Source organism: Pseudomonas sp. (assembly GCF_048265905.1).
Classification (GTDB): domain Bacteria; phylum Pseudomonadota; class Gammaproteobacteria; order Pseudomonadales; family Pseudomonadaceae; genus Aquipseudomonas.
Genome location: NZ_JBLXAP010000003.1, coordinates 246,285 through 273,136, shown reverse-complemented (window position 1 = coordinate 273,136; position 26,852 = coordinate 246,285). Strand labels below are relative to the sequence as shown.

The window sequence follows — 26,852 nt, the reverse complement described above, 5'->3', positions numbered from 1 at the left end:
TGCCGTGATCGCCGACTAAAAAGTCTGAGGTTTATCGCTATGCAGCTCGAATATCATCAAGTTGATGCATTTTCTGATCGTCCATTTGCCGGTAATCCGGCCATTGTTTACCGGCTTGATCATTGGCTCGATGACGCCCTGATGCAGCAAATTGCTGGCGAGCACAATCTGGCTGAAACCGCGTTTGTCGTGAAGCAGCCTGGCCGCTGGCATATTCGCTGGTTTACCCCGGCGACTGAAGTGCCGTTGTGCGGCCACGCAACGTTGGCGGCAGCTTATGTATTGTTCAATATCTACGCCGAGCCCGGCGAAGTGATTGAGTTCCACAGCCTTTCTGGGCTGCTCCGGGTGACCCGTGTTGGCCAGCGTTTGGAGCTGGATTTTCCTGCGCAAAGCATTCGGCCAGATGAACAATTGTTAGGTGCGGTATCTGCTGCATTGGGCGTTGCGGTGGAGGCGACATTTGTCGGCCCAGAATTGCTTGCCGTGGTTGCAGATGAAGCGACTGTACGCAGTTGCTTACCGAATTTGGCTGAGGTCGCCAAGCTGCCGGGTATGGGCGTTATCGTTACCGCACCAGGGTTGCAGCATGACTTTGTCTCGCGTTACTTCGCACCATCAATTGGAATTGACGAAGACCCAGTGACAGGGGCTATCCATTGCAGTCTGATTCCCTATTGGTCGCAACGTTTGGCCAAACTTGAAATGCGTGCATTCCAAGCTTCTGCGCGGGGCGGTGAACTGCATTGTCGGCTGGTGGGTGAGCGGGTAAAAATTGCCGGCAATGCAGTTTTGGTCGCCAAGGCGATGTTGCTATTGGAGAGTGTTTAGCTCTGGGGCGATTTTCCTAGCTCCCCGAACTATGGCGGCGCACGCCGGAGTCTGCCAGTTCAGTGTGTGCCGCAATACTGCCCGGCACGGCGAAAGCGACAAGGTGATCAGCCGCAACGCGGATTCCCACGCTTTCACCTGGCTGATGATCAGCGTGGCTAGGGAACAGCGCCTCCAGCTGGCTGCCGGTTGGCAGTTGCAGGCGATACAAGGTTGCCGCGCCAAGGAAGGTCTTGCCGACGATTAGCGCTTTGAGCGAGCTTTCTGGCGCGTAAACGATGTCGTCGGGTCTGAGCAGTACATCCACTGCGCTGCCGGCCGGCCAGATATAAGCACGATCACCGCTGATCACCCCAAGTTCAGTCTGGACCTTTTCCGGACTCAGCAATTGGCCACGAATAAAATAACCCTGGCCAATAAAGCTGGCGACAAACGGCGTCTTGGGTTCGTGATACAGGTTGTACGGGGTGTCCCACTGTTCCAACTTGCCTTCTTTGAAAACGCCGACATGATCGCTGACAGCAAAAGCTTCTTCTTGATCGTGGGTGACCAAAATCGCGCTGGTGCCACGACTCTTGAGGATTTCTCGAACCTCACGGCTCAAGCTGCGGCGCAGCTCGCCATCAAGGTTGGAGAAGGGTTCATCAAGCAACAGCAGTTGAGGCTCTGGTGCCAATGCTCGGGCTAGCGATACGCGCTGCTGCTGTCCGCCCGACAATTCGTGCGGGTAGCGTTTGCCAAGACGATCAAGTTTGACCAGCGCCAACAGCTCCTCGGTGATGCGCTCGCAGTCGGGCTGTTTGCGGATGCCAAAGGCTATGTTCTGCGCCACGCTGAGGTGTGGAAACAGCGCATAGTCCTGAAACACCATGCCGATCCGCCGCTTCTCCGGCGCCAGGGTAAAGCCGGCACTGGAAATCACTTCCCCCGCCAGACTTATCTCGCCGCTGTGCACTGGTTCAAACCCGGCAATCGCGCGCAAGGTTGTGGTCTTGCCACAACCAGATGATCCGAGCAGGCAGCCAATATCACCGGCATTGAGGTGCAGATTGAGATCCTGAACCACCTTGTGCTCGTTGTAGCCACAGCTCAGGTTGTGCAGGTTAAGTAGCATTGAGTGTGTCATACGTGGTGGTGTGACGCTTCGACTAGGAATTCAAGCAAGGCCTTTTGCGCATGGAGACGGTTTTCCGCCTGATCCCATGCCGCCGAGCGCGGATCATCAAGCAAATCTTCACTGATCTCTTCGCCACGGTGGGCCGGCAGACAGTGCAGGAACAATACGTTTTCGTCCGCCATATCGAGCAGGGCGCGATCAACTTGGTAGGGTTTGAACAGCTTCATGCGCTCTTGCGCTTCGTCTTCCTGGCCCATCGAGGCCCATACATCGGTCGTCACCAAATGTGCGCCAACCACTGCCTGGCGAGGATCACGGAATATTTGCACCCGTTCGCCTGCGTCAGCCATCAACCTGGCACTCGGTTCGTAGCCTTCAGGGCAGGCAACATGCAGTTTGAAGTCGAACTGGATGGCCGCTTCTATATAAGAGTTGCACATGTTGTTGCCATCACCGATCCAGACCACGGTTTTGCCCGCGATGTTGCCACGGTGTTCAAGATAGGTCTGCATGTCGGCCAGCAATTGGCAGGGGTGTAGATCATCTGACAGACCATTGATCACCGGCACACGTGAATTGGCGGCAAACTCGGTCAGGGTTTCGTGGGCGAAGGTACGGATCATCACCGCATCAAGCATGCGTGACATGACCTTGGCTGCGTCTGCGATAGGTTCGCCACGGCCCAGTTGGGTGTCACGCGGAGACAAGAAAATAGCCTGCCCACCGAACTGGATCATGCCTGCTTCAAAAGACAAACGTGTACGGGTCGAGGCTTTCTCGAAAATCATGCCCAGAACACGGTTTTTAAGCGGCTCGAATAGCACGCCCCGGTTGCGCAAATCCTTCAGCTCCATGGCGCGGCGGATCAGACTCACCAGCTCAGCAGGGGTGCAGTCCATCAGCGAGAGAAAATGTCTTGCGCTCATCAAAGTTACCTTTTTTACAGCAGGGCGCAGATTGCAAAGCCAACTATAAATAGTAGGAATGGCTGAACCTGCGGCAGGAGGCCGCACAGTGCGACGAAACAGGGAAAGGCGAAATCTTATAAGGAAATGACGATTCGGCGCAAATTGTCTGGTGTTTCAGGGTTTGCCCGCTATCTCAAGGTTATGTCGTGGCCAATAGCCTGAGCTATTGATCCGAATTGAATCGGTTGGCCTGATGCCTGTCGATTCACAGCACGAACCCTGCTGGTGCAATGTCAAACTGGGCGCCATAGTCGTTGCTGGTATTCCGTGCTAATACACTCGAAAGAGCACCTGGAAAAGTTAGCGCAGTAGTTTTCAGCAGCTCCCTAATAAGAATATGAGGCTGGCTATGAGCAAGACCCTCCATCACCGTGCGTGCCACCTGTGTGAAGCCATCTGTGGCCTGACTATCGAAACCGAGCGTGCCGCAGATGGCAGCCAGCAGATTTTGTCGATCAAAGGCGATGCGCAGGACAGTTTCAGTCGCGGTCATATCTGCCCGAAAGCCGTCGCACTGCAAGATATTCAGAATGACCCAGACCGTATTCGTCAGCCTATGCGCCGTGTCGGCAATGAATGGCAGGCGATTGAGTGGGATGAGGCCTTCGTTCTGGTTGCCGAACGCTTAAGCGATATTCAGGCGCGTTACGGCAACAACGCGGTAGCGATTTATCAGGGTAACCCGAGCGTACACAATTATGGGTTGATGACCCACAGCAACTACTTTCTCGGCCAGCTGAAAACCCGAAATCGTTTTTCCGCGACTTCGGTTGACCAGTTGCCGCATCACCTCACCAGCCATCAAATGTACGGTCATGGTTTGTTGATTCCGATTCCGGATATCGATCACACCGACTTCATGCTGATTCTGGGAGGCAACCCGCTGGCCTCCAACGGCAGCATCATGACCGTACCGGATGTCGAGAAACGACTAAAGGCAATCAAGGCCCGCGGCGGCAAGCTTGTGGTGATTGATCCGCGGCGTACGGAAACCGCTGCAATTGCCGATCAACATGTGTTTGTCCGCCCAGGACAAGACGCGGCGTTGTTGTTTGGGCTGCTAAACACCTTGTTCGCAGAAAACCTGACGCGTGAAACGCACCTGAATGTGCAAGGACTGGAGACTGTGCGTGAGGCCATCAGCGGCTTTACCGCCGAGGCAATGAGTGAGCGCTGCGCGGTACCGGCAGAAGTCATTCGCCAGCTAGCGCGCGACTTCGCAGCCGCCGACAAAGCGGTGTGTTATGGCCGTATGGGCGTCTCGACTCAGACATTTGGCACGCTCTGCCAATGGCTGGTGCAACTGATAAACCTGGTGACAGGCAATCTTGATCGAGTTGGCGGCGCTCTGTGTACAGAGCCAGCGGTTGATCTGGTCGCAAGCACTTCTGGCGGGCACTTCAATGTTTGGCAAAGCCGGGTTTCAGGCTTGCCCGAATACGGTGGTGAACTGCCGGTAGCGGCGCTGGCTGAAGAGATGCTGACCGCAGGCGAAGGGCAGGTCAGGGCTTTGGTCAGTGTTGCTGGCAATCCTGTGTTGTCGACGCCTAATGGACGCAAGCTGGAGCAGGCGCTCGATGGTCTGGAGTTTATGCTCAGTATCGATTTTTATATCAATGAAACCACGCGCTACGCTGATTTGATCCTGCCGCCCACTGCGCCGCTGGAGCACGATCACTACGACACCACGTTCAATAGTTTCGCCGTGCGCAATGTCACCCGTTTCAATCAGCCAGTGTTGGATAAACCTGCCAATGCGTTAGATGACTGGGAGATTTTTGTCGGTTTGGCGAAAGCGTTCTCTGCAAAAATGGGCACCGCGCTCAAACCTACCATGGCGCCAGCCAAGATGATCGACATGGGCCTGCGCCACGGCGCGTATGGCGACAATTCAACGCATAAGCTCAGTGTTGCGGCGCTTGGTGAGCACCCACATGGTCTGGATTTGGGGCCATTGAAAGCGAATCTGGCAGGTCGTATCAAAACGGCTGATAAAGCCGTTCAGGCTGCGCCAGAGATTTTCATGGCTGACTTGCAGCGTTTTGCTCAGCAGCCAGTGCCCGCCAGCGGGGAGCTGTTGTTGATTGGTCGGCGCCATGTGCGCAGCAATAACTCATGGATGCATAATTATCACCGACTGGTTAAAGGTAAGCCGCGCCATCAATTGTTGATGCACTCCACGGACATGGCTAGCCGGAGTTTGACCGATGGCCAGCGGGTGCGGGTGCGTTCACGGGTTGGACTGATTGAAGTTGAGGTCGCCGCCAGCGATGAAATGATGCCGGGCGTCGTTAGCCTGCCGCATGGTTGGGGGCATGCGCGACCGGGTGTACAAATGGCGATTGCCAGCAACCAGCCAGGCGCCAGCGCCAATGACCTGACGGATGAACTACAACTCGACAAGCTGTCTGGAAATGCCGCATTGAATGGGGTGCCGGTCGAAGTTGTAGCCGCTTAAGGCACTGCTCGCGGTGCCTAGCCAGCTATTTTGGGGCAGATGCTGTTTGCTGTTGGCGAGGCCGAGCATTACGCTCGGCTTTTCGCTACAATAGCGCCAACCGTGTCGACTTTTGAGTCGTAAAGCTAAGTCCTGAGGTGCCCAATGGATATCATCGAAACCATCAAAGAACAGATCGCTAACAACTCTGTTCTGTTGTACATGAAAGGCTCGCCGAATGCCCCGCAGTGTGGCTTCTCGTCGAAAGCTTCGCAGGTTGTCATGGCGTGTGGCGAAAAGTTCGCTTATGTCGATATCCTGCAAAACCCAGAAATTCGCGCCAACCTGCCGAAGTACGCAAACTGGCCAACATTCCCACAACTGTGGGTTGGCGGTGAGTTAGTCGGCGGTAGCGATATCATTGCTGAGATGTTTGATAATGGTGAGCTGCAGGCCATGATCAAAGCGGCAGTTGAGAAGTCCGAAGCGTAAGCTTCGCTGAGACACAAAAAAATCGATGCTTAGGCGTCGATTTTTTTTGCCTGATCAAAGCCAATTGCGCTGAACCCGCCAGGCGGTAATTCTCGGCAACTTGGTGCCGCCCGGTTATCAACTCGCCGGTATCTGTTGGATGGTCGTCTCGCTGGACTGGCAGTTCGCGGTATAAAAAACGGCAGCCCAAGGCTGCCGTTTTTGATGCTGCAGGCGTTTGAATTATTCGTCCATCTGCGACTGCAAGTAATTTTGCAGACCGACAGCTTCGAGCAGGCTGAGTTGGGTTTCGAGCCAGTCGATGTGTTCTTCTTCAGAGCACAGAATATCTTCAAGCAGTTCACGGCTAGCGAAGTCGCCAACGCTTTCGCAGTAGGCAATCGCCGCTTTCAGGTCGGTGTGAGCTTTGTGTTCAATCTTCAGGTCGCACTCAAGCATTTCCTTGGTGTTTTCACCAATCAGGATCTTGCCGAGGTCTTGCAGGTTAGGCAGGCCTTCGAGGAAAAGAATACGCTTGATCAGCTTGTCAGCGTGTTTCATTTCGTCGATCGATTCGTGGTACTCGTGCTCGCCAAGTTTTTTCAGGCCCCAATCTTCGTACATACGTGCATGCAGGAAATATTGGTTGATCGCGACCAGCTCGTTACCGAGGATCTTGTTCAGATGCTGGATGACTTTCTTGTCGCCTTTCATTTGCGTGCCTGCCTTGTGCTTTAAATGATGTAAGAATCAAATTTTGAGCTCAGAAACTTGGCCTGTCAAACCTAAGTGTTTGATACATAAGTTAAAATTAAACTTAATACGAATGTTTAAGTTCTGCGTTTGGAGATTAAGTTATTGAATTTTAGGCATAAAAAAGCCGGATCTTAAATCCGGCTCTGTATATGTCTGGTTTTAGCTGCAATAAAAAAATTTAAGCCGCTACAAAATTTGCCTGATAGGCGAGGGCGCTTTGATTGGCACGCGCCTCAGTCAGGGTATCGCGGACAACAGACTTGGCCAAGCATGCACATTTGCCGCACTGGCTTGCAACGCCTGTGGCTTCACGGACTTCACGGTAGCTGCAGCAACCTTCGTAGATTGCATCGCGGATCTGACCGTCAGTGACACCTTCACAGAGGCATACATACATAGTTAAGACTCACTACACAAAGACTGTTTCGTTGGAATGGATACTAATGTTAATGAGAATGCTTGTCAAAGCCATCTTCTTTGCATGTTGGGAAAATCCATAAACCCTGATGAACGGTCATAGGGTGGATGTGTTGTCTTATTAAACCAAGGTCAAAAAGCGGTGGGCGAGGCTTAAAACCGAAGTGTATGATGGTGGACCCAGTCAGGGCGGGTGCGTCATTGCGTTGTCGTGTTACAGCGCTAGGCTACTCGCACTACTCAAATTTTTAGGAGATATCGAATGAGCGTACTCGTAGGTAAGAAAGCCCCAGATTTCGACGTCGCAGCTGTATTGGGTACAGGCGAAATCGTTGACAGCTTCAGCCTGTCTTCTGCGATCAAAGGCAAATACGGCCTGGTATTTTTCTACCCGCTGGACTTCACCTTCGTATGTCCTTCGGAGCTGATTGCTCTGGATCACCGCATTCCTGAGTTCCAGGCGCGTAACGTTGAAGTGATCGGTGTTTCCATCGACTCCCACTTCACCCACAACGCATGGCGCAACACTCCAGTCGACAAGGGCGGCATCGGCCAGGTCAAGTACACCTTGGCTGCTGACATCAACCACGACATCTGCAAAGCCTACGACGTTGAGTCTGAAGGCGGCGTGGCTTTCCGTGGCGCATTCCTGATCGACCTTAATGGTGTGGTTCGTTCGCAGATTGTTAACGACCTGCCACTGGGCCGTAACATGGACGAGTTGCTGCGTCTGGTTGATGCCCTGCAGTTCACCGAAGAGCACGGTGAAGTTTGCCCAGCAAACTGGAAGAAAGGCGACAAGGGTATGACTGCATCGCCAGACGGCGTTGCTGCTTACCTGTCTGAGAACGCTGCCAATCTGTAAGGATTGAATTCAGGTGAGTTTGCTCACCTGAGTGTTGCTTAAGACAATAAAAAACCGGCTTATGGCCGGTTTTTTATTGTCTGATTACTTAATAATCAGCTCTGTGCAGCGCAGACGCTTTAGTCGTCGAAGTCTTCCCAGCCACCCATCTCTTTCCAACGATTGACAATGCCGCAGAACAGCTCTGCGGTTTTTTCGGTGTCGTAACGTGCGGAGTGGGCTTCACGGCCATCAAACTCAATGCTCGCCGCTTGGCAGGCTTTGGCTAGAACGGTTTGGCCGTAAGCCAAGCCAGCCAAGGTTGCGGTATCGAAGCTTGAGAACGGGTGGAACGGGTTGCGTTTGAGGCCGGTCCGGGCAACCGCAGCATTCAGAAAACCAAGGTCGAAGCTGCTGTTGTGGCCGACTAGAATCGCGCGTTTGCAACCATTGGCTTTCAGCGATTTGCGCAGGCCACGGAATATCTCAGTCAGGGCGTGTTCTTCGGTCACCGCCATGCGCAGCGGGTGATCAAGCTTGATGCCGGTGAACTCCAGCGCTGCTTGTTCGATATTCGCGCCCGCAAAGGGTTCTACCCGGAAGAAATGCGTGTGATCCGGGTATAAAAAGCCCTGCTCATCGATGCCAACCGTAGTCGCGGCGATTTCCAGCAGGGCGTCAGTCGCGCTGTTGAAACCACCGGTCTCGACATCAACCACCACTGGCAAGTAGCCACGAAACCGCGCGGCCATTGGGTGGCGGGGGCCAGACGGTGCGCTGCTTTCCAGTTCGTCTTCGTACTGTTCTTCACTCATGCGTTTTGCTCCAGCAAGCGCCAGCGCAAGGTTTCACCAGCACGCAGCGGGATAACGGTTTGCTCGCCGAAAGGCAGGCTGGCCGGCACATTCCAGTCTTCACGAACCAGAGTAATGGTTTCGGTATTGCGCGGTAAGCCGTAGAAGTCTGGGCCGTTGAGGCTGGCGAAGGCTTCAAGCTTGTCCAATGCGTTGCGCTGCTCGAACGCTTCGGCATACAACTCAATAGCGGCGAACGCGGTGTAGCAACCGGCGCAACCACAGGCGGACTCTTTCGCGTGCACAGCGTGTGGCGCTGAGTCGGTACCCAGGAAGAACTTGCGGCTGTCGCTGGTCGCGGCATCGAGCAGGGCTTCCTGGTGTACGTTGCGCTTGAGAATCGGCAGGCAATAAAAGTGCGGGCGAATCCCACCAACCAACATATGGTTGCGGTTATAGAGCAAGTGGTGAGCGGTGATTGTTGCGCCAACGTTAGCCGGAGCTGCCTTGACGAACTCAACGGCATCACGCGTGGTGATGTGCTCGAACACCACTTTCAAGGTTGGGAAGCGCTCAACCACTCGACCAAGATGCTCATCGATAAACTGCTTTTCGCGGTCGAAGATATCGATCTCGCTGCGGGTCACTTCGCCATGAACCAGTAGCGGTAAACCGACTTCAGCCATGGTTTCAAGAGTGGCGAATATCTTGTCGATACTGGTCACGCCAGAGTCGGAGTTGGTGGTCGCACCGGCTGGATATAGCTTGGCCGCATGGATAAAGCCGGAGGCTTTGGCGGTGCGCACATCTTCAGGGCTGGTCTGGTCGGTGAGGTACAAAACCATCAGCGGTTCGAACTGGCTGCCTGCCGGGCGAACACTGAGAATGCGTTGGCGGTAGGCGTCAGCTTCGTGGGTATTGCGCACTGGCGGAACCAGATTGGGCATGATGATCGCGCGGCCAAAAGTACGCGCAACGTCGGTCACGGTATGCGGCAGAACGCCACCGTCGCGCAGGTGAATGTGCCAGTCATCAGGACGCAGCAGAGTAAGACGGTCGATCATGGAGGCTTCCAGGCGGGTAAAACGTGGCTGGAATCCTACCGGAAAACCCCCGTCAGAGCACGCCATGCGTGCGCTTACCGCGCATATCTACGACAAGCGTACTTAAGTTTTTACGCGCGCAACCGATATCAAAGGCAAACCCGTGATTACGTGTGGAGCCCACCGTGCGCCTACTACCGATTTCCCCGCTGTGCCTGCTCATTGGTTTGAGTACGAGTCTGCCTGCGTGGGGCATTAGTTTTCAGACGCGTCTGGAGAATGTTGAGTGGAAGGTCGAGGGTGATAAGTTTGAGTGTCGCCTGTCGCAGCCTGTGGCTGATTTTGGCGTCGGTGAGTTCGTCAGAAAGGCCGGTGAGCAAGCCACTTTCCGTCTGCAAACGCAGGGCCGTTGGTTGAGCACCGGCTCGGCAACCTTGCTCGCTGCGGCCGCACCGTGGCAACCGGGGCGCTCAGATATCAATCTGGGCCGGGTCGGGGTTAATGACAGCAGCACGCCTTTCAACAGTTCCCAGGTTCAAGCTGGGCGTTTATTGGCGGGTCTACTGGACGGTCGCAGCCCGCTGGTGCAGCACCTTAGGATTCAAGGTGGCGAACGGGTTGAAGTGCGCCTGTTGCCGGTCAAGTTCAAGCAAGCCTACAGCGATTACCTGGCCTGCACCGCCAAGCTATTACCGGTTAATTTCGATCAGGTTAAGCAAAGCCGCGTCGGGTTCCCTAACGGTGGGGTTGATCTCGACCCAATGGCCGAGGCCAAACTGCAGATACTCTTGGATTTTCTTAAGTCTGATCCTGCGGTAAACCGCGTTCTGGTTGAGGGCCACTCCGATAATAGTGGCAGTCGTTTGACCAATCGCGACTTGTCGCGGCGTAGAGCAATGGCGGTGATGAGTTACCTGGAAGCGCACGGCGTGCCTGCCGACCAGATCACCATGCGTTTTCACGGCGAACGTTACCCAATAGTGCCGAACAATAGCCCGGCTAATCGGGCGAAGAACCGCCGCGTGTCGATCACCTTGGATAAAGTCCCCGAGCAAGCCGCGGAAAAAGCCTCGGATGAACCGGCTCCGGCGACTAAATCCACTGCACCCGCAGATCCTGCCGCGACCTCTTAACCGCGTTTTTTGCGGTCGCATCGATTAAACAATTTGTCGCCTCGTCGTCTTAAGCTGTCGCGCCTCTGTAAATTGGCCGCCAGGGTCAGTAGAATGGTCGGCTTTCCGCACAACCCCATGGAGTTCATGGCATGGCCGATGTAAACAAGGTAGTCCTGGCATATTCCGGTGGCCTGGACACGTCAGTGATCCTCAAGTGGCTGCAAGATACGTATAACTGTGAAGTGGTGACCTTCACTGCTGACCTCGGTCAAGGCGAAGAAGTTGAGCCAGCTCGCGCTAAAGCTCAGGCCATGGGCGTTAAAGAAATCTACATCGATGACTTGCGCGAAGAGTTCGTTCGCGATTTCGTCTTCCCGATGTTCCGTGCCAACACTGTTTACGAAGGCGAGTACCTGCTCGGTACGTCGATCGCGCGGCCGCTGATTGCCAAGCGCTTGATCGAGATTGCCAACGAGACTGGCGCTGACGCCATTTCCCACGGCGCCACCGGCAAAGGCAACGACCAGGTTCGTTTCGAGCTGGGCGCCTATGCACTCAAGCCGGGCGTCAAAGTGATTGCCCCGTGGCGCGAGTGGGATCTGATGTCCCGCGAGAAACTGATGGATTACGCTGAAAAGCATGCTATTCCAATCGAGCGTCACGGCAAGAAGAAGTCACCTTACTCGATGGATGCCAACTTGCTGCACATCTCCTATGAAGGCGGTGTGCTGGAAGACACCTGGACCGAGCATGAAGAAGACATGTGGCGTTGGACCAAGTCGCCAGAGCTGGCGCCGGACACCCCAACCTACCTCGAGCTGACTTACCGCGCGGGCGACATCGTTGCCATCGACGGCAAAGAGATGACGCCTGCGACTGTTCTGGCTGAACTGAACCGCATCGGTGGCGAGAACGGCATTGGTCGTCTCGACATCGTCGAGAACCGCTTTGTCGGCATGAAGTCGCGCGGCTGCTACGAAACCCCAGGCGGCACCATCATGCTCAAGGGCCACCGCGCCATTGAGTCGATCACCCTGGACCGTGAAGTCGCTCACCTCAAAGACGAGTTGATGCCGAAATACGCCAGCCTGATCTACAACGGTTTCTGGTGGAGCCCTGAGCGCACCATGCTGCAGCAGATGATTGATGCTTCGCAGGCTAACGTTAATGGCGTGGTCCGCATGAAGCTGTACAAAGGCAATGTAATTATTGTCGGCCGCAAGTCTGATGACTCGCTATTCGATGCCAATATCGCCACTTTCGAAGAAGATGGCGGCGCTTACAATCAGCAAGATGCTGCTGGCTTTATCAAGTTGAACGCTTTGCGCATGCGCATCGCTGCCAACAAGGGCCGCAAACTGATCTAAGCTTTCAGTACGACCATTAAGCCTCATATAGCGTGTCTATATGAGGCTTTTTTATGCGCCATAGGTTGGTGCAGGCAGCTGAGCAATTGGCTCATCTGTGAGGGTTTAGGAGTTTGAACCATGACGGACAAGCTTCGCGTTGTTCGCCCTACGAAGGAGTAGTGCTCATGTATAAATTACTCGTTGGCCTAAGCCTTGGCCTGTTTTGCTTGAACCTTCAGGCTGGCGTTATCGACCCGGATTGCACGCCTGAAAAAGCGGCTAAAAGCGCAGCAATGAAAGCCACCGTGGGCGTGGGTGGCCGCTGTGATGCAAAAGAAGCCGCCTCTGACAGCATGGGGCTGGACGACAAAAAGGATAAAGTCGATGACGCAAAAGATGGTGTCTCTGACAAAAAAGACCGGGCGCAGGATGTAGGCCACAAAACCCTCAAGAAAGCGCTTTAAAGCGCTTTTTCAGCAGCGCTTCAGGGACTTGATCGAGCGCAAGACTGGTCAGATTCCGTTAGGACGCTCACAATAGGCATTCATTAATAAGGCCACTGATGTGGCCTTTTGCATTTGCCATAACGACTCTATGGAGCCTTTATCATGCGCTTGTTGCATACCATGCTACGCGTTGGCGATATGGATAAATCCATCGCTTTTTACACTGAAGTGCTGGGCATGACCCTGCTGCGTCGCAAAGATTATCCGGATGGGAAATTCACTCTGGCTTTTGTTGGCTACGGTGATGAGGCGCACAACTCGGTGCTTGAACTCACCCAGAACTGGGGCACCGAAAGCTACGACCTTGGCAACGGCTATGGCCACATTGCCCTGGAAGTCGAAGACGTCTACAAGGCCTGTGATGACATTCGTTCGCGCGGTGGCAAGATTACCCGCGAGCCGGGGCCGATGATGCACGGCACCAGCATTCTCGCGTTTGTCGAAGACCCGGATGGTTATAAGATCGAGTTGTTGTCGCCATCGCGTAACGACTGACATCTCGCTCGCCAGTCCTGCGAATTTACTGCCACTGTTTACAAGGTAACCCTATGCATAATCCAGTCTCAGCTGTTGATCCAGAAGGCCTGCTTGAATATTCGGTGGTCTACACAGACCGTTCACTGAATCACATGTCGCAGTCTTTCCAACTGGTCATGAACGACATTTCGCGCACCCTCAAACAGGTGTACAACGCTCACGCTGTGGCTGTGGTTCCAGGCAGTGGCACCTTCGGCATGGAGGCGGTTGCGCGTCAGTTCGCCGGTGATAAGAAGTGCCTGATCGTGCGTAACGGCTGGTTTAGCTACCGTTGGACGCAGATTCTCGAGATGGGCAAGATCGCCGCGCACAGCACTGTGCTAAAAGCGCGTCCGGTCAGCACTGAGTCCCAAGCGGCGTTTGCTCCTGCGCCGATTGAAGAAGTGGTTGCTGCAATTCATCAGGAAAAGCCTGACGTGGTGTTTGCACCGCACGTTGAAACATCTTCAGGAATCATTCTGCCAGACGCTTACATGCGCGCCATTGGCGATGCCGTGCATGCGGTTGGCGGCATCTTTGTGCTCGACTGCATCGCCTCAGGCACCTTGTGGGTTGATATGCAGGCCAATGCTGTGGATATCCTGATCAGCGCGCCGCAGAAGGGCTGGAGTGGCTCTCCGTGCTGTGCATTGGTGATGTTCAGTGAGTTGGCCCGTGAACGTATTGAAAGCACCGAAAGCAGCAGCTTTGCTTGTGATTTGAAGAAATGGCTGCAAATCATGAGTGCTTACGAGCAGGGTGGTCACGCTTATCACGCAACCATGCCAAGCGACTCGCTGGTGCGTTTTCGCGATGTGATGAAAGAGACCGAGCAATACGGTTTTGACGTGGTGCGCACTGAGCAGCAAGAGCTTGGCGATAAAGTCCGCGCCTTGCTAGCCGAGAAGGGCTTTAGAAGTGTTGCAGCTCCAGGCTTTGAAGCGCCAGGCGTGGTGGTTTGCTACACCGACGATGCGGATATCAAAAGTGGTAAGAAGTTTGCCGCACAAGGCCTGCAAATTGCTGCTGGCGTGCCGCTGATGTGTGATGAACCTGCGGATTTCCAAACCTTCCGCCTTGGTCTGTTTGGTCTGGATAAGTTGAATAACGTTGAGCGTACGGTAGCTACTTTGGCAGACGCCTTGGATAAGGTGACGTCTAAGTAACGGCTCGCTGCACTTCGAAACGAGCAATTCGAAACAGTGCAGTTCAAAACAATGCAATAGCGCTGGTGCGGGACCGCGCTATTGCGTTTCAACCTGCTGGGTCGATCCTGTTGCACTTTAGGCGTCAGGGCGAATCCTTGATGCAGGGCAGTGCTTACAAATCGAAATCGTATTCAGACAGCTGTTTGTTCAGGCGGCGTTCGTCGAGAAAATTATCAATGATACGGCGCTTGGTCAGGTTGGTTTTCGCCACCTCAACCGGTGCATCGCCGTCATCGCTATCGTCTGCGGCAAAGTCGTCGTCGAGGTCCAGGTCTTCTTTGTCAGTGCTCATATCTTCCACTCCCGGCTGTATAAGCCATTTGCGCACCTTATAGCGGCAAAATGGAACCGGGTAAAAAAGATTTTTTCAATCAGGTGGATAGAAAAGTCACTGAAAAATCAATCGTCAGATGTTTTCTGCTTGAATTCGCACAAATCTTCGATGCGACAACTGCCGCAGCGCGGCTTGCGCGCCTGACAGACATAGCGTCCGTGGAGGATCATCCAGTGGTGCGCATCGAGTAAAAAATCTTTTGGCACAAACTTCAGCAGCTTCTTTTCAACTTCAAGCACGTTCTTGCCCGGCGCCACGCCCGTGCGATTGCTGAAGCGGAAAATATGGGTGTCGACCGCCATGGTGAATTGGCGAAATGCAGTGTTAAGTACCACATTGGCCGTCTTACGGCCCACGCCCGGCAGCGCTTCGAGTGCTTCGCGGGTTTGCGGCACTTGGCTGTTGTGCAGCTCGATCAGCATGCGGCAGGTTTCGATGATGTTTTTTGCTTTGCTCGGATACAAACCAATGGTTTTTACGTACTGGCACAGGCCGTCGTAACCCAAGGCGTAAATCGCTTCCGGGGTATTGGCAACCGGATAGAGCTTGGCTGTGGCCTTGTTGACGCCAACATCGGTGGCCTGCGCCGAGAGAATCACCGCAATCAACAGCTCAAAAGGCGTGCTGTAGGCCAACTCGGTTTTGGGCTCTGGATTGTCTTCATGCAGGCGACGGAAAATTTCGTAGCGTTTAGCAGCGTTCACTCGATTACTCCTGTCACACGAACGCGGCGACTTTGCACCACAACTTCAGGTTGTCTGGCTTTGGCGCGCTCGGCCAATACCGAGTCAATACGGTTTTTACCGGCAATCAACAAGCCCAGCACGATAAACGCACCCGGCGGCAAAATGGCTAGCAGGAAGCCTTGGTAATCGCTGAACAGGGTAATTTGCCAGTCAGCCGCAGACGGACCAAACAGCAATTGCATGTTGGCAAACAGAATACCGGTGCCGAGCAGCTCGCGAATGGCGCCAATGGCCACCAGCACTGCGGCAAAGCCTAAGCCCATCATCAGGCCGTCGTAAGCGGCGCGGCCGGGGTCGTTCTTCGCGGCAAAGGCGTCGGCGCGGCCAAGAATCACGCAGTTTGTGGTGATCAGCGGGATAAAAATACCGAGAATCTGATACAGCTCGTAGGTGTAGGCCTGCATCAATAATTCGATGCAAGTGGTCAGCGCGGCAATGATCATGACGAAGGCAGGCAGGCGCACAGCAGTGTTCACCACGCCGCGCACCAACGATACAGCCGTGTTGGAACAGATCAGCACCAAGGCGCTGGCCAGCGCCAGGCCCAAGGCGTTTACCGTAGAGTTGCTGGTGCCGAGCAGTGGACACAGGCCAAGCAGTTGCACCAAGCCGGGGTTGTTCTTCCACAGGCCGTTCAGGGTTATTTCGCGGTAACTGGTGCTAGCCATCAGTTGGCTTCCTGTTTGGGCGTGCGCTGAGTGGCAAACAGCTGTTGCTGGTGCGCATCGAAATACTGCAAGGCCTTATGCACAGCTTTGACCACTGCACGCGGGGTAATAGTCGCGCCTGCAAACTGATCGAAAACGCCGCGATCTTTCTTCACTGCCCAACCGCTGTCATCCGGGTTGCTTAGCGACTTGCCATTAAACTCTAGAACCCAGCTGCTTTTGCTCAGGTCGATGCGATCACCCAGCCCCGGTGTTTCACGGTGATTGAGCGCTCGCACCCCGGCCAGCGTGCCATTGGCGTTAATTCCGATCAGCAGGTGAATCGCGCCGCTGTAGCCATCCGGGGCGGTGGCCTTGAGGATGATTGCGCTGGGCTTGCCGTCTTTGAGGGCAATGTAGGCATCCTGTGGCGTTTTAATGCCAAGCAGTTTCGGATCAAACACTTCGACAACGTTATCAAGCAGGTGATTGTCATAGCTGCCGTTGGGCAATATCTCTGCAAGTGCGCGGACCTGGGCCTCACGCTGCGCGGTTTCGATACGCGATGCGGTGCCCAGTTGGGTGAGCGCCACGGTGCCGACAGTGACCACAGCAAAGAGTCCCAGCACCAAGCTGTTTTTGATCATCGATCTGCTGATTTCAGGCAAGGCCACTGGTTATTCTCCGAGCTTGAAGCCACGGGTGGGCTTGCGATGACCATAGGTGCGCGGTCGTGTGTAGTAATCGATAGTGGGCGCCGCCAGATTCATCAGCAGGACGCCAAAGGCGACGCCGTCGGGGTAACCGCCCCAGGCGCGGATCACGTAGATCAGCACACCGACGCCGATGCCAAATAGCAAGCGGCCCAGATTACTGGTCGCGCCGGAAACCGGATCGGTGACGATAAAAAACGCACCGAGCATGGTTGCGCCGCTGAGCAGATGAAACAGCGGTGAGCCATGAGAATCTGAACCGCTGCCGTTCCAGAACAGCAGGCTCATTACTGCCAATGCTGCGAGCATGCCGGTGGGCGCGTGCCAGGTGAACAGACGTTTGCGCAGCAAGTAGATGCCGCCGAGCAGGAAGGCGAGGTTGACCACTTCAACCCCGGCGCCACCGAAGCGGCCAAATGCAGAGCTTTGTGCCCAGAGCTCGTCAATGGTCAGGCTTTTATTGATTTTCAGGGCGTCCAGCGCTGTCGCTTGCGCCCAGCCATCTGGCAGATTGGCAAAGCCGAAAATATGCTGGAACGCATCCAGCGGGCCGACCATGTGCGGTGCTGGCCAACTGGTCATCTCGACTGGAAACGAAACCAGCACCACGACATAACCGACCATCGCCGGATTGAACGGGTTTTGCCCCAGACCACCGTACAGTTGCTTGCCAAAGCTGATGGCAAAGCCGGTGGCGACAAGCGTGAGCCACCAGGGCGCGTAAGGCGGTAAAGCCAGCGCAAGGAGTACCGCAGTGACCAAGGCGCTGTAATCCTTGAGGAAGAAGCCTACAGGGCGTTTACGCAGGGTGAGAATCAGTGCTTCAAAGCCTAATGCGCAGGCACTGGCCCAAAGCAGATTGATCAAGGTGCCAAAACCGAACAACCACGTCAGCGCGAGAATCCCGGGCACGGTCGCCAGCAACACCTGCAGCATGACTTGCTGAGTGCGATTGCTGCCCTTGGCGTGGGGCGATGTGATGCGGGGCAGGGCCATGGATTATTGGGTCTCTAAAGGGGTGGGTCGGTCGGCGGCTTGATGGGCGCTCAGTGCTTGCTCGGCTGTCGTCAGGCGCGAGCGCGCAGCCTCCAGTGCAGCGGCTTCGACGTTGTCATCACGCTCAAGTTTGCGCAGGTCGGCGCGGGCGAAAGCGACTTCAGTCTTCAAGGCGCGGGTGGCCTCATCAGCTGGACGCTTGTCGCTGCGCTGCAATTGTGGCGCTGGCTTGTTCGATGCCTCTTCGGCTGCGTGCAGGGCTTGTTCGGCAGCAGTCACTGCAGCGGTCAAGGTGCTCAGCTGATCTGTTCCGGCTTCGGCTTTTTCAGCTTTCTTCAACGCTGCACGGGCCATCGCCAATTCAATCTTGGCTTTTTTCAATGGATCACCAGCACTGGTTTCGGCTTTTTCTGGCGTCGCTGCTACGGGCGCTTGCAGACTGGCGAGCAGCTTCTCGGCCGCTTCGAGCTGATTGTGTAGTTGCTGTAGTTCGGTTGATTGCTCGGCGGTAGGCGCTTCGATTTTCTCCAGCTTACGCAGTTGGGCGCGGAGCATGGCGGCATCGATCTTGGCTTTTTTCAGCTCTACGTCATTTGCGGACGCTGCAGGCTTGGCCGGTGTCGCTGCTGCGGGCGCTTGCAGGCTGGCGAGCAGTTTTTCAGCCGCTTCGAGCTGGCTGCGTAGTTGCTGTAGTTCGGCTGATTGCTCGGCGGTAGGCGCTTCGATCTTCTCCAGCTTACGCAGTTGGGCGCGGAGCATGGCTGCGTCGATCTTGGCTTTTTTCAGTTCGGTATCATTGGCCGTGGGGCCTGCTGGTGCTGCAGCTGGTTCGGCGGCCAGTGCAGCATCCAAGGCTTTTTGCGCTTCTTCTGCGGCGCCGCGCAGTTCGCTGACCTGTGCGTGCAGCTCTGGTGTGTCGTGAGTGACGAGTTGTTTCTCGGCTTTTTTCAGTGCGACTTGTGCCATGCTCGCCTGAATTTTCAGCTTCTTTAATTCATCGCTCAGGCCGCTCGCCTTTGGCGCGGCTGTAGCCTCTGTAGATTTAAGCGCCGGGTTGTCTGCCTGCGCGGCCTTGGCTTGGGCGGCGCGTTCCAGACGAGCTTTGCGCTCGGCTTCTTTCTTCTCTTCGGCAAGGCGCAGGCGCTCTTGGCGTAATTCAAAGCGCTGCTTGGATTGTTCAGCCTTGAGTTGTTTTTGCTCAAGATCGCGAATCTCACCTTTGGCGGCGCGGTAATACTGCACCAAGGGAATGCTCGAAGGGCAAACGTAGGCGCAGGCGCCACACTCGATGCAATCGAACAGGTTGTGCGCTTTGAGCTGCTCGTGATCCTGGCCAAGGGCAAAAAAGTGCAACTGCTGCGGCAGTAAGCTGGCCGGGCAGACCTCTGCGCATTCACCGCAACGAATGCATGGCATAGCCGGGGTGGGAGCGGGTAACTCTGCGGCACTAGAGGCCAGCAAGCAGTTAGTGGTTTTAATCACGGGTACATCGATGTCGGGCAGGGTAAAGCCCATCATTGGGCCGCCCATGATCAAACGATTCAGGGCGCGCTCATCCAGCCCGGTAAAGTTCAGCAACTCGCCCACGGGCGTGCCAAGCAATACCTCGACGTTCATTGGCCGTGCCAGCGCTTCACCGGTTAGGGTGGTAATTCTCGATATCAGCGGCTTACCGAGTATCACGGCGTTGTGCACGGCGACGGCAGTGCCGACGTTTTGACAGAGCATGCCTATGTCCGCAGGCAGGCCACCGCTGGGCACTTCTACTCCGGTGAGAATCTGGATCAGCTGTTTCTCGCCGCCCGACGGGTATTTGGTCGGGAATACGCAGACTTGAAAGGGGCGCTCGGCTACCGCTTGTTTAACCGCGGCGATGGCTTCGGGTTTGTTGTCTTCGATGCCAATCAACACCTGTTCAGGATTGATCAACTGAACAATGATTTCGATGCCTGAAATCAATTCAGTAGCGAACTCACGCATTAGCATGTCATCGGCGGTGATGTACGGCTCGCACTCAGTACCGTTGATGATCAGCGTATGGATTTTCTGCGTTGGGCGTTCGGTCAGTTTGACCGCTGTGGGGAAGCCCGCGCCGCCTAGGCCGCTGATCCCGGCTTGGCGAATCAGCTCAAGCAATACGCTGGGTTCAAGCGCGCGATAATCACTGCAAGGTTGCAGCTCACACCATTGGTCTTGGCCGTCAGTGTCGATGACGATGGCTGGCGCAAGCATGCCCGAGACATGTGGGTAAGGCTGTGGGCCAATAAAGCTGACGGTGCCTGAAGTCGGTGCATGCACCGGCACGCTGATAAAGCCATTGGCTTTGGCAATCAGCTGGCCCTTGAGCACGGGTTCGCCAACCGCCACCACTGGCTCTGCCGGAGCGCCGATATGTTGGTTAAGCGGCAACACCAAGCGCGCCGGTAATGGCGCTCGCTGGATCTCAGTCTTATTGGAAAGATCTTTGCGCTCAGGCGGGTGAATACCGCCCGGGATATCCCAGATTTGCATCAGGCTCATGCCGCTTCGCCTCTGTGGCTGTCGGCGCGGTCAGTTGCAATTAACTGGCCGGGCGCCAGTGGCTGCTGCCATTTCCAGGTTTGTACGCTGCTGCCAACTTCGATCATATCGATGCAGTCAACCGGGCAAGGCTCTACGCAGAGGTCGCAGCCGGTGCACTCGGAGACAATGACCGTGTGCATTTGTTTGGCCGCGCCGACAATTGCATCCACCGGGCAGGCTTGAATGCATTTGGTGCAGCCAATGCACTCAGCTTCACGGATATAAGCGACCATCTGCGGCTTTTCACCTTCGACTGCATCAAGCGGTTCTGGCTCGACATCCAGCAGGTCGGCCAGTGCTTGAATGGTGGCTTCGCCGCCGGGTGGGCACTTGTTGATCTTGTCGCCACCGGCAATGGCTTCAGCGTAAGGCTTGCAGCCGGGGTAACCGCACTGGCCACACTGGGTTTGCGGGAGCAGGGCGTTGACTTGCTCGGCAATTGGGTCGCCTTCTACCTTGAAGCGTACTGCGGCGTAACCGAGGATTGCGCCGCAGACCAAACACAGGGCCAGCAGCGCGAGAACGGCGCTGATAACCAGTGTCATAGCTTGATCAACCCGGTAAAGCCCATAAAGGCCAGAGACATGAGGCCTGCTGTGATCATGCCGATGGCTGCACCTTCGAATGTTTTGGGTACATCAGCAATGGCAATTCGCTCGCGCATTGCTGCAAACAACACCAGCACCAATGAGAAGCCAAGGCCTGCGCCAAAGCCGTTGGCGGTTGCGGTGATAAAGGTGAACTCGCTCTTGTTGGCATTGAGCAGAGCAACACCTAAAACGATGCAGTTGGTGGTGATCAGCGGCAGGAAAATACCCAGCACGCGGTACAGCAGCGGACTGGTCTTGTTGACCACCATCTCGGTGAACTGCACCACAACGGCGATCACCAGGATAAAGCTGATGGTGCGCAGAAACTCGATATCCAGCGGCTTGAGCACATATTGCTGGACCAGATAACTGCACATGGCGGCCAGCGTCAGGACGAAGGTGGTCGCCAAGGACAAGCCAATCGCGGTTTCTATTTTCTTCGACACACCCATGAATGGGCACAGGCCAAGAAATTGCACCAACACGAAATTGTTGACCAGGATGGCGCTAACCAGAATCAGAGCGAGTTCGGTCATTGCGGGTACCGTTTGGACGGGCAAAGGCCGTATAAAAAGGGTGTTTATTATCGGTGACAGTTGTAGTGCAAACAAGCCAGCATCGGCTTGAGTGTTATTGGCCTATAAACCTAGCGCAGAAGTTTCCCAGGCGTTGCTTGAGCGGCGTTACTGCACGGTCACAGTAACGCCAGAACTCAGCAATTTTACTTAACCCGTTGGCCCGGCTTGGCGCCGCTGTCTGGGCTGAGCAGGTAAATTTCTTCACCGCCGGGGCCAGCAGCCAACACCATGCCTTCAGATACGCCAAATTTCATCTTGCGCGCGGCCAGGTTGGCAACGTACAGGGTCAGGCGGCCTTCAAGTTTGCTTGGGTCTGGGTAAGCGCTTTTGATCCCGGAGAAAACATTGCGCTTGGCATCGCCGATATCCAGGCTCAGGCGCAGCAGCTTGTCGGCACCTTCGACGAACTCGCACTTTTCGATCAGCGCCACGCGCAAATCAACTGCGGCAAAAGCGTCGAAAGCGATTTCAGCGGCGATTGGCTCTTTGACCAGTTCACCATTGCCCGCGGGTTGGTTGCTGGCTTCAGCAGCGGCGAGGTCTTCTTTGGAGGCTTCAATCATGGCTTCAATTTTCGCAGGTTCGATACGGGTCAGCAGCGCGCTGAACGGGTTCAGCTGGTGGTCAGCCAGATGGGTTTTATAGTCATCCCAGCGCAGCGGCTCAACGTTGAGGAATTTCTCGGCGTCGCTGGCAAGATTTGGCAGCACCGGCTTGAGGAAAATGACCAACTGGCGGAACAGGTTGATCGCCTGAGCGCAAATCGCCTGGACTTCTTCCTGCTTGCCTTCCTGTTTGTTCAGCGACCATGGCGCTTTATCCGCGATCCAGGCGTTGGCGCGGTCGGCCAGACCCATGATTTCACGCATGGCGCGGGCAAAGTCGCGGGCTTCGTAGGCTTCTGCAATGCTTGGAGCAGCTGCTTTGAAGGCCTCTGTCAGCTCGGGTGCGGCATTGCTGGCGACCAATACACCGGTGTTACCCTTGTGGATAAAACCGGCGCAACGGCTGGCGATATTAACCACTTTGCCAACCAGGTCGGAGTTGACCTTCTGTACGAAGTCTTCAAGGTTGAGGTCGAGATCATCGACGCCACGGCCCAGTTTGGCTGCGTAGTAGTAACGCAGGTATTCCGGGTTGAGGTGGTCGAGATAAGTGCGGGCCTTGATAAAGGTGCCGCGCGATTTCGACATTTTCTGCCCGTTAACCGTCAGGTAGCCGTGCACATTGACCGCAGTTGGCTTGCGCAGGCCTGCGCCTTCGAGCATGGCTGGCCAGAACAGGGCGTGGAAATTAACGATGTCCTTGCCGATGAAGTGGTACAGCTCGGCGCTGGAGTCTTTGTTCCAGAACGCATCGAAGTCCAGTTCCGGGCGGCGCGAGCACAGGTTCTTGAAGCTGGCCATGTAGCCGATTGGTGCATCCAGCCAGACGTAAAAATACTTGCCTGGCTCGTCTGGAATTTCAAAGCCAAAGTACGGTGCATCTCGGCTGATGTCCCACTCGTGCAGGCCAGAGTCGAGCCATTCGGCGAGCTTGTTGGCGACTGCATCTTGCAGCGCACCACCGCGCGTCCATTGCTTGAGCATGGCCTCGAACTCAGGCAGCTTGAAGAAGAAGTGCTTGGAGTCCTTCAGCACCGGCACTGCGCCAGATATGGCCGAGCGCGGGTCTTTCAGCTCTGTTGGCTCGTAGGTCGCACCGCACTTCTCGCAGTTATCGCCGTATTGGTCTGGCGTCGCACATTTTGGGCAGGTGCCCTTAATGAAGCGGTCGGCCAAGAACATGCCTTTTTCCGGGTCGAAATACTGGGTCACCGAACGCGTGGCAATGTGGCCGGCGTCGCGCAGTTTCAGATAGATAGCAGCCGACAGCTCGCGGTTCTCTTCGGAGTGGGTCGAGTGGTAATTGTCGAAATCGACCCCGAAATCGGCAAAGTCGGCGGTGTGCTCGGCCTTGACGTTATCAATCAATTGTTCGGCAGTGATGCCTTCTTTTTCGGCGCGCAGCATGATGGCCGAGCCATGGGCGTCGTCGGCGCAGACATAGATGCACTGGTTGCCGCGCAATTTCTGGAAGCGCACCCACATGTCGGTCTGGATGTACTCGAGCATGTGGCCAAGGTGAATCGAGCCATTGGCGTAGGGCAGGGCGCTGGTAACGAGAATCTTGCGGGCTTCAGACATAGAGATCGGCTGCACTGGTAAATCAAAGGAAGTCGACAACTATATAGGGCTGACCATTTTTTTTCATCCCGCGCAGTTGCCGAAAGGTGGAAAAGTCGGCATCTGTTGCAAGTCAGGCTTTGCGGTAACATGCTGGACTGCGTTACTTGACCTTTGTTTGGGAGTTTTCATGTCTGTCACCCGTGAAGTAGTTGAAGCCACTCTGCGTCAGTACACCGACCCGCATTTGAATCAGGACCCGGTCAGTGCCGGTTGCCTGCGAGAGATTGATATTCAGGGCCGCAGCGTCAATGTGCGCCTTGAACTGGGCTACGCTGCCGGTTTGTTCAAAAGTGGCTGGGCGCAAGTGCTGGAAATGGCCCTGACCAACCTCGATGGCGTTGATACTGCAAAAGTACAGATTGACTGCGTAATTGCTGCGCACAAAGCTCAAGAGCAAGTGCCTGCGCTGGCCAATGTTAAGAATATTATTGCGGTTGCATCGGGCAAAGGTGGCGTCGGCAAGTCGACCACTGCGGCGAATCTGGCACTGGCCTTGGCCCGTGAAGGCGCCAAGGTCGGCATTCTCGATGCTGATATCTACGGCCCGAGCCAAGGCATCATGTTTGGTATCGCCGAAGGCACGCGGCCACTGGTCAAGGATCAGAAGTGGTTTGTGCCACTTGAGGCCCACGGTGTTGAAGTGATGTCGATGGCATTTCTGACCGACGAGAACACACCTGTGGTGTGGCGTGGGCCGATGGTCTCCGGCGCGTTGATTCAGTTGATCACGCAAACCGCCTGGACTGACTTGGATTATCTGGTGGTGGATATGCCGCCGGGCACCGGGGATATCCAACTGACACTGGCGCAGAAGGTGCCGGTTGCTGGTGCCGTGATTGTGACCACGCCGCAAGATTTGGCGCTGCTGGATGCCAAGAAAGGTGTGGAGATGTTCCGCAAGGTCAATATTCCGGTGCTGGGCGTGGTTGAGAATATGGCCGTGCACATCTGCTCGAACTGCGGTCATGCCGAGCATTTATTCGGTGAAGGCGGTGGCGAAAAGCTGGCCAAGCAATTTGATGTCGATCTGCTGGCCTCGTTGCCGCTGTCGATGGCGATTCGCATGCAGTCTGACGGCGGCAAGCCCACAACTATTGCCGACCCGGAAAGCCAGATTGCCATGATCTATCAGGAAACGGCGCGTACCGTCGGTGCGCGAATAGCTCAAAGCGGCGCCAGTGCTCAAGCTATGCCGACTATTTCGGTTAGCGACGACTGATAGCAAGCAACCGCAGCCCCGGTGCGCCGGGGTTGTTGGCTTGGTGACGATTTTCTGCAGGCATAAAAAAACCCCGCCGAAGCGGGGTTTTTTATAGGGAGGACAAGTTAGATAACTTGTACTTCCTCAGCTTGCATGCCTTTCTGACCACGAGTGGCCACGAAAGTCACTTGCTGGCCTTCTTTCAGGCTCTTGAAGCCATCGCTCTGGATAGCTTTGAAGTGTACGAACAGGTCATCACCAGATTGTGGAGTGATGAAGCCGTAACCTTTCTCGTCGTTGAACCACTTAACGGTGCCAGTTTGACGATTAGACATGTGTAATCTCCTAACAAAAGTAATATACAGCCCTGGAAAAACCCAGGCCGGGACTGAGTGCAACGAGTACTAGGAGTCGGACGATGTTTGGATCGAAATCTAGGCATCAAGTAGCGATTCGCGGTGACACATGCAGCACAGTGGAAGCACCATACTCGTTTTTCACGCTAAGCGCGAACACTGTGTGCACCTTTCTGTTATTTAACGACTGATGGAGCAAAAAATGCTCAATTTTTGTACATTCGACGCCAGCCTTTGAACCCAACCGCTGGCCCCGGTAAGATGCGCTCACTTTTTCACCATTTGTTTCATCACTAAGTATTCAGGACGCCCGCCATGAGCATCAAATCGGATAAGTGGATTCGCCGCATGGCCCAAGAACAGGGCATGATCGAACCTTTCGTTGAACGCCAAGTACGTACTGAAGGCAGCGAGCGATTAATTTCGTACGGTGTCTCGAGCTACGGTTACGACGTGCGTTGTGCGGATGAGTTTAAGGTTTTCACCAACATCAACTCGGCAACTGTTGATCCTAAAAACTTTGATGAAAAAAGTTTTGTTGATGTGAAAAGTGACGTTTGCATCATTCCGCCGAATTCGTTTGCCTTGGCTCGAACCGTTGAGTTCTTCCGCATTCCGCGCAACGTACTGACTATTTGCCTCGGCAAGAGCACTTACGCACGTTGCGGCATCATCGTCAACGTCACCCCGCTTGAACCCGAGTGGGAAGGCCACGTAACGCTGGAATTCTCCAATACCACGACGCTGCCAGCGAAAATCTACGCCAACGAAGGTGTGGCCCAGATGCTGTTTTTGGAGTCGGATGAAGAGTGTGAAGTGTCTTATAAAGACCGCGGCGGCAAGTACCAAGGCCAGCGCGGTGTGACCCTGCCAAAAGCCTGAGTTTGCAGGTTTTCAAGAGCCTCGCCTGGTGCGGGGCTTTTTTATGTCTGCATTATTTACTGTTGGGTTTGAGCGCTTGAGATGCCTTGAAATAGCGTCCGGCTGCACGCTAGGCGCTTGATGCATCCTGCTGGGTCAGGGGCTTGAGCGGTTTAATAGCTTTCAATATTTAACCTTGGCGAACTGTCACCAATATATGTTTTCTAAACCAAACAAGGCCGCATTGTGGCGGGTTGCTCATAATCTTTGATTGAGGAGGCACTATGCCGGTTTGGCGAATTACCTATAACCACGACGAAAGCGCCGAGAGTCTTGAGATTGAATCAGCAAAAAAGCCCAGCGTCGATGAGGCCGTTGAGTTGGTGTTACGCATGGCAGAACAAAAGTTTGAGCCCTTGCCGCCGAAAGAACTGCCGCATGAGGAGCAAACGCCTGCTGTTCAGCTCCTGGAGCGCTACGCAATTACCGTGACCGGTATAGCGCAGGAGTAATCGCAGCTGGTATTCCCCGCACATGGCTTGACCAATGCAGGGCAAACTAATGTTTAGATAAAAGAAAGGGCGCCAGAGGCGCCCTAAAGGTATTCATGGAGTAAGTCCATTATGTCTGAGTGGCGCTTGCGCGTTTGGTTCAGCGGATACCGATAA

Annotated in this window: 28 protein-coding genes; 12 read left to right on the top strand and 16 right to left on the bottom strand. The window is 55.0% G+C overall.

From position 1 onward, the window contains the following. Positions 1-39 precede the first annotated feature (39 nt). Complete coding sequence (locus ACN0UH_RS06775) at positions 40-831, top strand: PhzF family phenazine biosynthesis protein (RefSeq protein WP_417661339.1); 792 nt, start codon at positions 40-42, stop codon at positions 829-831. Positions 832-847: 16 nt separating this feature from the next. Here ACN0UH_RS06775 and ACN0UH_RS06770 read toward each other — a convergent pair whose 3' ends face one another. Further along, positions 848-1,957: an ABC transporter ATP-binding protein gene (locus ACN0UH_RS06770; RefSeq protein ID WP_417661338.1), complete on the bottom strand. Its 1,110-nt coding sequence runs from the start codon at positions 1,955-1,957 to the stop codon at positions 848-850. Further along, positions 1,954-2,874, bottom strand: a complete 921-nt coding sequence (argF, locus tag ACN0UH_RS06765) for an ornithine carbamoyltransferase (protein ID WP_417661337.1) — start codon at positions 2,872-2,874, stop codon at positions 1,954-1,956. The genes ACN0UH_RS06770 and argF overlap by 4 nt, the downstream gene beginning before the upstream one ends. Positions 2,875-3,265: 391 nt before the next feature. Here argF and ACN0UH_RS06760 point away from each other — a divergent pair, with 391 nt between their 5' ends. Both ACN0UH_RS06760 and grxD read left to right on the top strand, forming a co-directional pair. Further along, complete coding sequence (locus tag ACN0UH_RS06760; protein ID WP_417661336.1) at positions 3,266-5,374, top strand: molybdopterin oxidoreductase family protein; 2,109 nt, start codon at positions 3,266-3,268, stop codon at positions 5,372-5,374. A gap of 144 nt (positions 5,375-5,518) precedes the next feature. Continuing rightward, a complete protein-coding gene (gene grxD / locus ACN0UH_RS06755; RefSeq protein WP_417661335.1) occupies positions 5,519-5,845 on the top strand; it encodes a Grx4 family monothiol glutaredoxin in 327 nt (108 codons plus the stop codon). A 222-nt stretch (positions 5,846-6,067) separates the two neighbouring features. On the opposite strand, the gene bfr is transcribed toward grxD, so the two are convergent. Together bfr and ACN0UH_RS06745 are read right to left on the bottom strand one after the other, a co-directional pair. Beyond that, positions 6,068-6,538, bottom strand: coding sequence for a bacterioferritin (gene bfr, locus ACN0UH_RS06750; RefSeq protein ID WP_339514843.1), 471 nt, complete (start codon positions 6,536-6,538; stop codon positions 6,068-6,070). Positions 6,539-6,758: 220 nt separating this feature from the next. Continuing rightward, positions 6,759-6,977: a bacterioferritin-associated ferredoxin gene (locus ACN0UH_RS06745; protein WP_417661334.1), complete on the bottom strand. Its 219-nt coding sequence runs from the start codon at positions 6,975-6,977 to the stop codon at positions 6,759-6,761. Positions 6,978-7,259: 282 nt separating this feature from the next. Between ACN0UH_RS06745 and ACN0UH_RS06740 the strand changes: the two genes are divergently transcribed. Next, a complete protein-coding gene (locus ACN0UH_RS06740) occupies positions 7,260-7,862 on the top strand; it encodes a peroxiredoxin (protein ID WP_010484487.1) in 603 nt (200 codons plus the stop codon). Between the two features lie 119 nt (positions 7,863-7,981). Here the strand turns inward: ACN0UH_RS06740 and rnt are convergent, their stop codons facing one another. Both rnt and pyrC read right to left on the bottom strand, forming a co-directional pair. Then, entirely contained in the window at positions 7,982-8,656 is a 675-nt protein-coding gene (gene rnt / locus ACN0UH_RS06735) for a ribonuclease T (RefSeq protein WP_417661333.1), read from the bottom strand. After that, a complete protein-coding gene (pyrC, locus tag ACN0UH_RS06730; protein WP_417661332.1) occupies positions 8,653-9,699 on the bottom strand; it encodes a dihydroorotase in 1,047 nt (348 codons plus the stop codon). Before pyrC ends, rnt begins: the two co-directional genes overlap by 4 nt. A 152-nt stretch (positions 9,700-9,851) precedes the next feature. On the opposite strand from pyrC, the gene ACN0UH_RS06725 reads away from it, so the two are divergent. The 5 genes from ACN0UH_RS06725 (at position 9,852) to ACN0UH_RS06705 (ending at position 14,330) form a co-directional block, all read left to right on the top strand. Next, complete coding sequence (locus tag ACN0UH_RS06725; RefSeq protein WP_417661331.1) at positions 9,852-10,811, top strand: flagellar protein MotY; 960 nt, start codon at positions 9,852-9,854, stop codon at positions 10,809-10,811. Between the two features lie 131 nt (positions 10,812-10,942). Further along, a complete protein-coding gene (locus ACN0UH_RS06720) occupies positions 10,943-12,160 on the top strand; it encodes an argininosuccinate synthase (protein WP_087515982.1) in 1,218 nt (405 codons plus the stop codon). A gap of 167 nt (positions 12,161-12,327) precedes the next feature. Next, entirely contained in the window at positions 12,328-12,606 is a 279-nt protein-coding gene (locus ACN0UH_RS06715; protein ID WP_417661330.1) for a hypothetical protein, read from the top strand. A gap of 144 nt (positions 12,607-12,750) precedes the next feature. Then, a complete protein-coding gene (gloA, locus tag ACN0UH_RS06710) occupies positions 12,751-13,143 on the top strand; it encodes a lactoylglutathione lyase (protein WP_087515984.1) in 393 nt (130 codons plus the stop codon). 53 nt (positions 13,144-13,196) lie between these two features. Beyond that, positions 13,197-14,330, top strand: a complete 1,134-nt coding sequence (locus ACN0UH_RS06705; RefSeq protein ID WP_417661329.1) for an alanine--glyoxylate aminotransferase family protein — start codon at positions 13,197-13,199, stop codon at positions 14,328-14,330. 154 nt (positions 14,331-14,484) lie between these two features. Here the strand turns inward: ACN0UH_RS06705 and ACN0UH_RS06700 are convergent, their stop codons facing one another. From ACN0UH_RS06700 to metG, 9 genes are all read right to left on the bottom strand, one after another. Next, positions 14,485-14,664 carry a PA3496 family putative envelope integrity protein gene (locus tag ACN0UH_RS06700; RefSeq protein ID WP_417661328.1) on the bottom strand — a complete coding sequence of 60 codons (180 nt, stop codon included), beginning with the start codon at positions 14,662-14,664 and terminating at the stop codon, positions 14,485-14,487. Between the two features lie 107 nt (positions 14,665-14,771). Next, on the bottom strand, positions 14,772-15,410 hold the full coding sequence (gene nth, locus ACN0UH_RS06695) for an endonuclease III (RefSeq protein WP_417661327.1): 639 nt from the start codon (positions 15,408-15,410) through the stop codon (positions 14,772-14,774). Continuing rightward, positions 15,407-16,120, bottom strand: a complete 714-nt coding sequence (locus ACN0UH_RS06690; RefSeq protein WP_417661326.1) for an electron transport complex subunit E — start codon at positions 16,118-16,120, stop codon at positions 15,407-15,409. The genes nth and ACN0UH_RS06690 overlap by 4 nt, the downstream gene beginning before the upstream one ends. Beyond that, positions 16,120-16,746, bottom strand: coding sequence for an electron transport complex subunit RsxG (rsxG, locus tag ACN0UH_RS06685; RefSeq protein ID WP_417661325.1), 627 nt, complete (start codon positions 16,744-16,746; stop codon positions 16,120-16,122). The genes ACN0UH_RS06690 and rsxG overlap by 1 nt, the downstream gene beginning before the upstream one ends. Positions 16,747-16,776: 30 nt before the next feature. Next, positions 16,777-17,808, bottom strand: coding sequence for an RnfABCDGE type electron transport complex subunit D (locus ACN0UH_RS06680; protein ID WP_417661324.1), 1,032 nt, complete (start codon positions 17,806-17,808; stop codon positions 16,777-16,779). Between the two features lie 3 nt (positions 17,809-17,811). After that, positions 17,812-20,328 (bottom strand): electron transport complex subunit RsxC, encoded by a 2,517-nt coding sequence (gene rsxC / locus ACN0UH_RS06675; protein WP_417661323.1) that lies wholly within the window; start codon positions 20,326-20,328, stop codon positions 17,812-17,814. After that, positions 20,325-20,915: an electron transport complex subunit RsxB gene (rsxB, locus tag ACN0UH_RS06670; protein WP_417661322.1), complete on the bottom strand. Its 591-nt coding sequence runs from the start codon at positions 20,913-20,915 to the stop codon at positions 20,325-20,327. Before rsxB ends, rsxC begins: the two co-directional genes overlap by 4 nt. Next, positions 20,912-21,496, bottom strand: coding sequence for an electron transport complex subunit RsxA (rsxA, locus tag ACN0UH_RS06665; RefSeq protein WP_087515993.1), 585 nt, complete (start codon positions 21,494-21,496; stop codon positions 20,912-20,914). Before rsxA ends, rsxB begins: the two co-directional genes overlap by 4 nt. A gap of 185 nt (positions 21,497-21,681) precedes the next feature. Beyond that, complete coding sequence (metG, locus tag ACN0UH_RS06660) at positions 21,682-23,724, bottom strand: methionine--tRNA ligase (RefSeq protein ID WP_417661321.1); 2,043 nt, start codon at positions 23,722-23,724, stop codon at positions 21,682-21,684. A 169-nt stretch (positions 23,725-23,893) separates the two neighbouring features. Here metG and apbC point away from each other — a divergent pair, with 169 nt between their 5' ends. Further along, a complete protein-coding gene (gene apbC / locus ACN0UH_RS06655) occupies positions 23,894-24,985 on the top strand; it encodes an iron-sulfur cluster carrier protein ApbC (protein WP_417661320.1) in 1,092 nt (363 codons plus the stop codon). Between the two features lie 107 nt (positions 24,986-25,092). On the opposite strand, the gene ACN0UH_RS06650 is transcribed toward apbC, so the two are convergent. Next, the gene (locus ACN0UH_RS06650) at positions 25,093-25,302 is read right to left on the bottom strand and encodes a cold-shock protein (protein ID WP_010484518.1); all 210 of its coding nucleotides are present in this window, start codon (positions 25,300-25,302) and stop codon (positions 25,093-25,095) included. 336 nt (positions 25,303-25,638) lie between these two features. Here ACN0UH_RS06650 and dcd point away from each other — a divergent pair, with 336 nt between their 5' ends. Together dcd and ACN0UH_RS06640 are read left to right on the top strand one after the other, a co-directional pair. Continuing rightward, entirely contained in the window at positions 25,639-26,205 is a 567-nt protein-coding gene (gene dcd, locus ACN0UH_RS06645) for a dCTP deaminase (RefSeq protein WP_087515996.1), read from the top strand. A gap of 263 nt (positions 26,206-26,468) precedes the next feature. Beyond that, positions 26,469-26,696 (top strand): hypothetical protein, encoded by a 228-nt coding sequence (locus tag ACN0UH_RS06640; RefSeq protein ID WP_417661319.1) that lies wholly within the window; start codon positions 26,469-26,471, stop codon positions 26,694-26,696. Positions 26,697-26,852 lie beyond the last annotated feature (156 nt).

Coding starts and splice junctions, on each gene's coding strand:
- ACN0UH_RS06775 (WP_417661339.1), top strand. CDS start 40: ATGCAGCTCGAATATCATCAAGTTGATGCATTTTCTGATCGTCCATTT.
- ACN0UH_RS06770 (WP_417661338.1), bottom strand. CDS start 1,957: ATGACACACTCAATGCTACTTAACCTGCACAACCTGAGCTGTGGCTAC.
- argF (WP_417661337.1), bottom strand. CDS start 2,874: ATGAGCGCAAGACATTTTCTCTCGCTGATGGACTGCACCCCTGCTGAG.
- ACN0UH_RS06760 (WP_417661336.1), top strand. CDS start 3,266: ATGAGCAAGACCCTCCATCACCGTGCGTGCCACCTGTGTGAAGCCATC.
- grxD (WP_417661335.1), top strand. CDS start 5,519: ATGGATATCATCGAAACCATCAAAGAACAGATCGCTAACAACTCTGTT.
- bfr (WP_339514843.1), bottom strand. CDS start 6,538: ATGAAAGGCGACAAGAAAGTCATCCAGCATCTGAACAAGATCCTCGGT.
- ACN0UH_RS06745 (WP_417661334.1), bottom strand. CDS start 6,977: ATGTATGTATGCCTCTGTGAAGGTGTCACTGACGGTCAGATCCGCGAT.
- ACN0UH_RS06740 (WP_010484487.1), top strand. CDS start 7,260: ATGAGCGTACTCGTAGGTAAGAAAGCCCCAGATTTCGACGTCGCAGCT.
- rnt (WP_417661333.1), bottom strand. CDS start 8,656: ATGAGTGAAGAACAGTACGAAGACGAACTGGAAAGCAGCGCACCGTCT.
- pyrC (WP_417661332.1), bottom strand. CDS start 9,699: ATGATCGACCGTCTTACTCTGCTGCGTCCTGATGACTGGCACATTCAC.
- ACN0UH_RS06720 (WP_087515982.1), top strand. CDS start 10,943: ATGGCCGATGTAAACAAGGTAGTCCTGGCATATTCCGGTGGCCTGGAC.
- ACN0UH_RS06715 (WP_417661330.1), top strand. CDS start 12,328: ATGTATAAATTACTCGTTGGCCTAAGCCTTGGCCTGTTTTGCTTGAAC.
- gloA (WP_087515984.1), top strand. CDS start 12,751: ATGCGCTTGTTGCATACCATGCTACGCGTTGGCGATATGGATAAATCC.
- ACN0UH_RS06705 (WP_417661329.1), top strand. CDS start 13,197: ATGCATAATCCAGTCTCAGCTGTTGATCCAGAAGGCCTGCTTGAATAT.
- ACN0UH_RS06700 (WP_417661328.1), bottom strand. CDS start 14,664: ATGAGCACTGACAAAGAAGACCTGGACCTCGACGACGACTTTGCCGCA.
- ACN0UH_RS06690 (WP_417661326.1), bottom strand. CDS start 16,120: ATGGCTAGCACCAGTTACCGCGAAATAACCCTGAACGGCCTGTGGAAG.
- rsxG (WP_417661325.1), bottom strand. CDS start 16,746: ATGATCAAAAACAGCTTGGTGCTGGGACTCTTTGCTGTGGTCACTGTC.
- ACN0UH_RS06680 (WP_417661324.1), bottom strand. CDS start 17,808: ATGGCCCTGCCCCGCATCACATCGCCCCACGCCAAGGGCAGCAATCGC.
- rsxC (WP_417661323.1), bottom strand. CDS start 20,328: ATGAGCCTGATGCAAATCTGGGATATCCCGGGCGGTATTCACCCGCCT.
- rsxB (WP_417661322.1), bottom strand. CDS start 20,915: ATGACACTGGTTATCAGCGCCGTTCTCGCGCTGCTGGCCCTGTGTTTG.
- rsxA (WP_087515993.1), bottom strand. CDS start 21,496: ATGACCGAACTCGCTCTGATTCTGGTTAGCGCCATCCTGGTCAACAAT.
- metG (WP_417661321.1), bottom strand. CDS start 23,724: ATGTCTGAAGCCCGCAAGATTCTCGTTACCAGCGCCCTGCCCTACGCC.
- apbC (WP_417661320.1), top strand. CDS start 23,894: ATGTCTGTCACCCGTGAAGTAGTTGAAGCCACTCTGCGTCAGTACACC.
- ACN0UH_RS06650 (WP_010484518.1), bottom strand. CDS start 25,302: ATGTCTAATCGTCAAACTGGCACCGTTAAGTGGTTCAACGACGAGAAA.
- dcd (WP_087515996.1), top strand. CDS start 25,639: ATGAGCATCAAATCGGATAAGTGGATTCGCCGCATGGCCCAAGAACAG.
- ACN0UH_RS06640 (WP_417661319.1), top strand. CDS start 26,469: ATGCCGGTTTGGCGAATTACCTATAACCACGACGAAAGCGCCGAGAGT.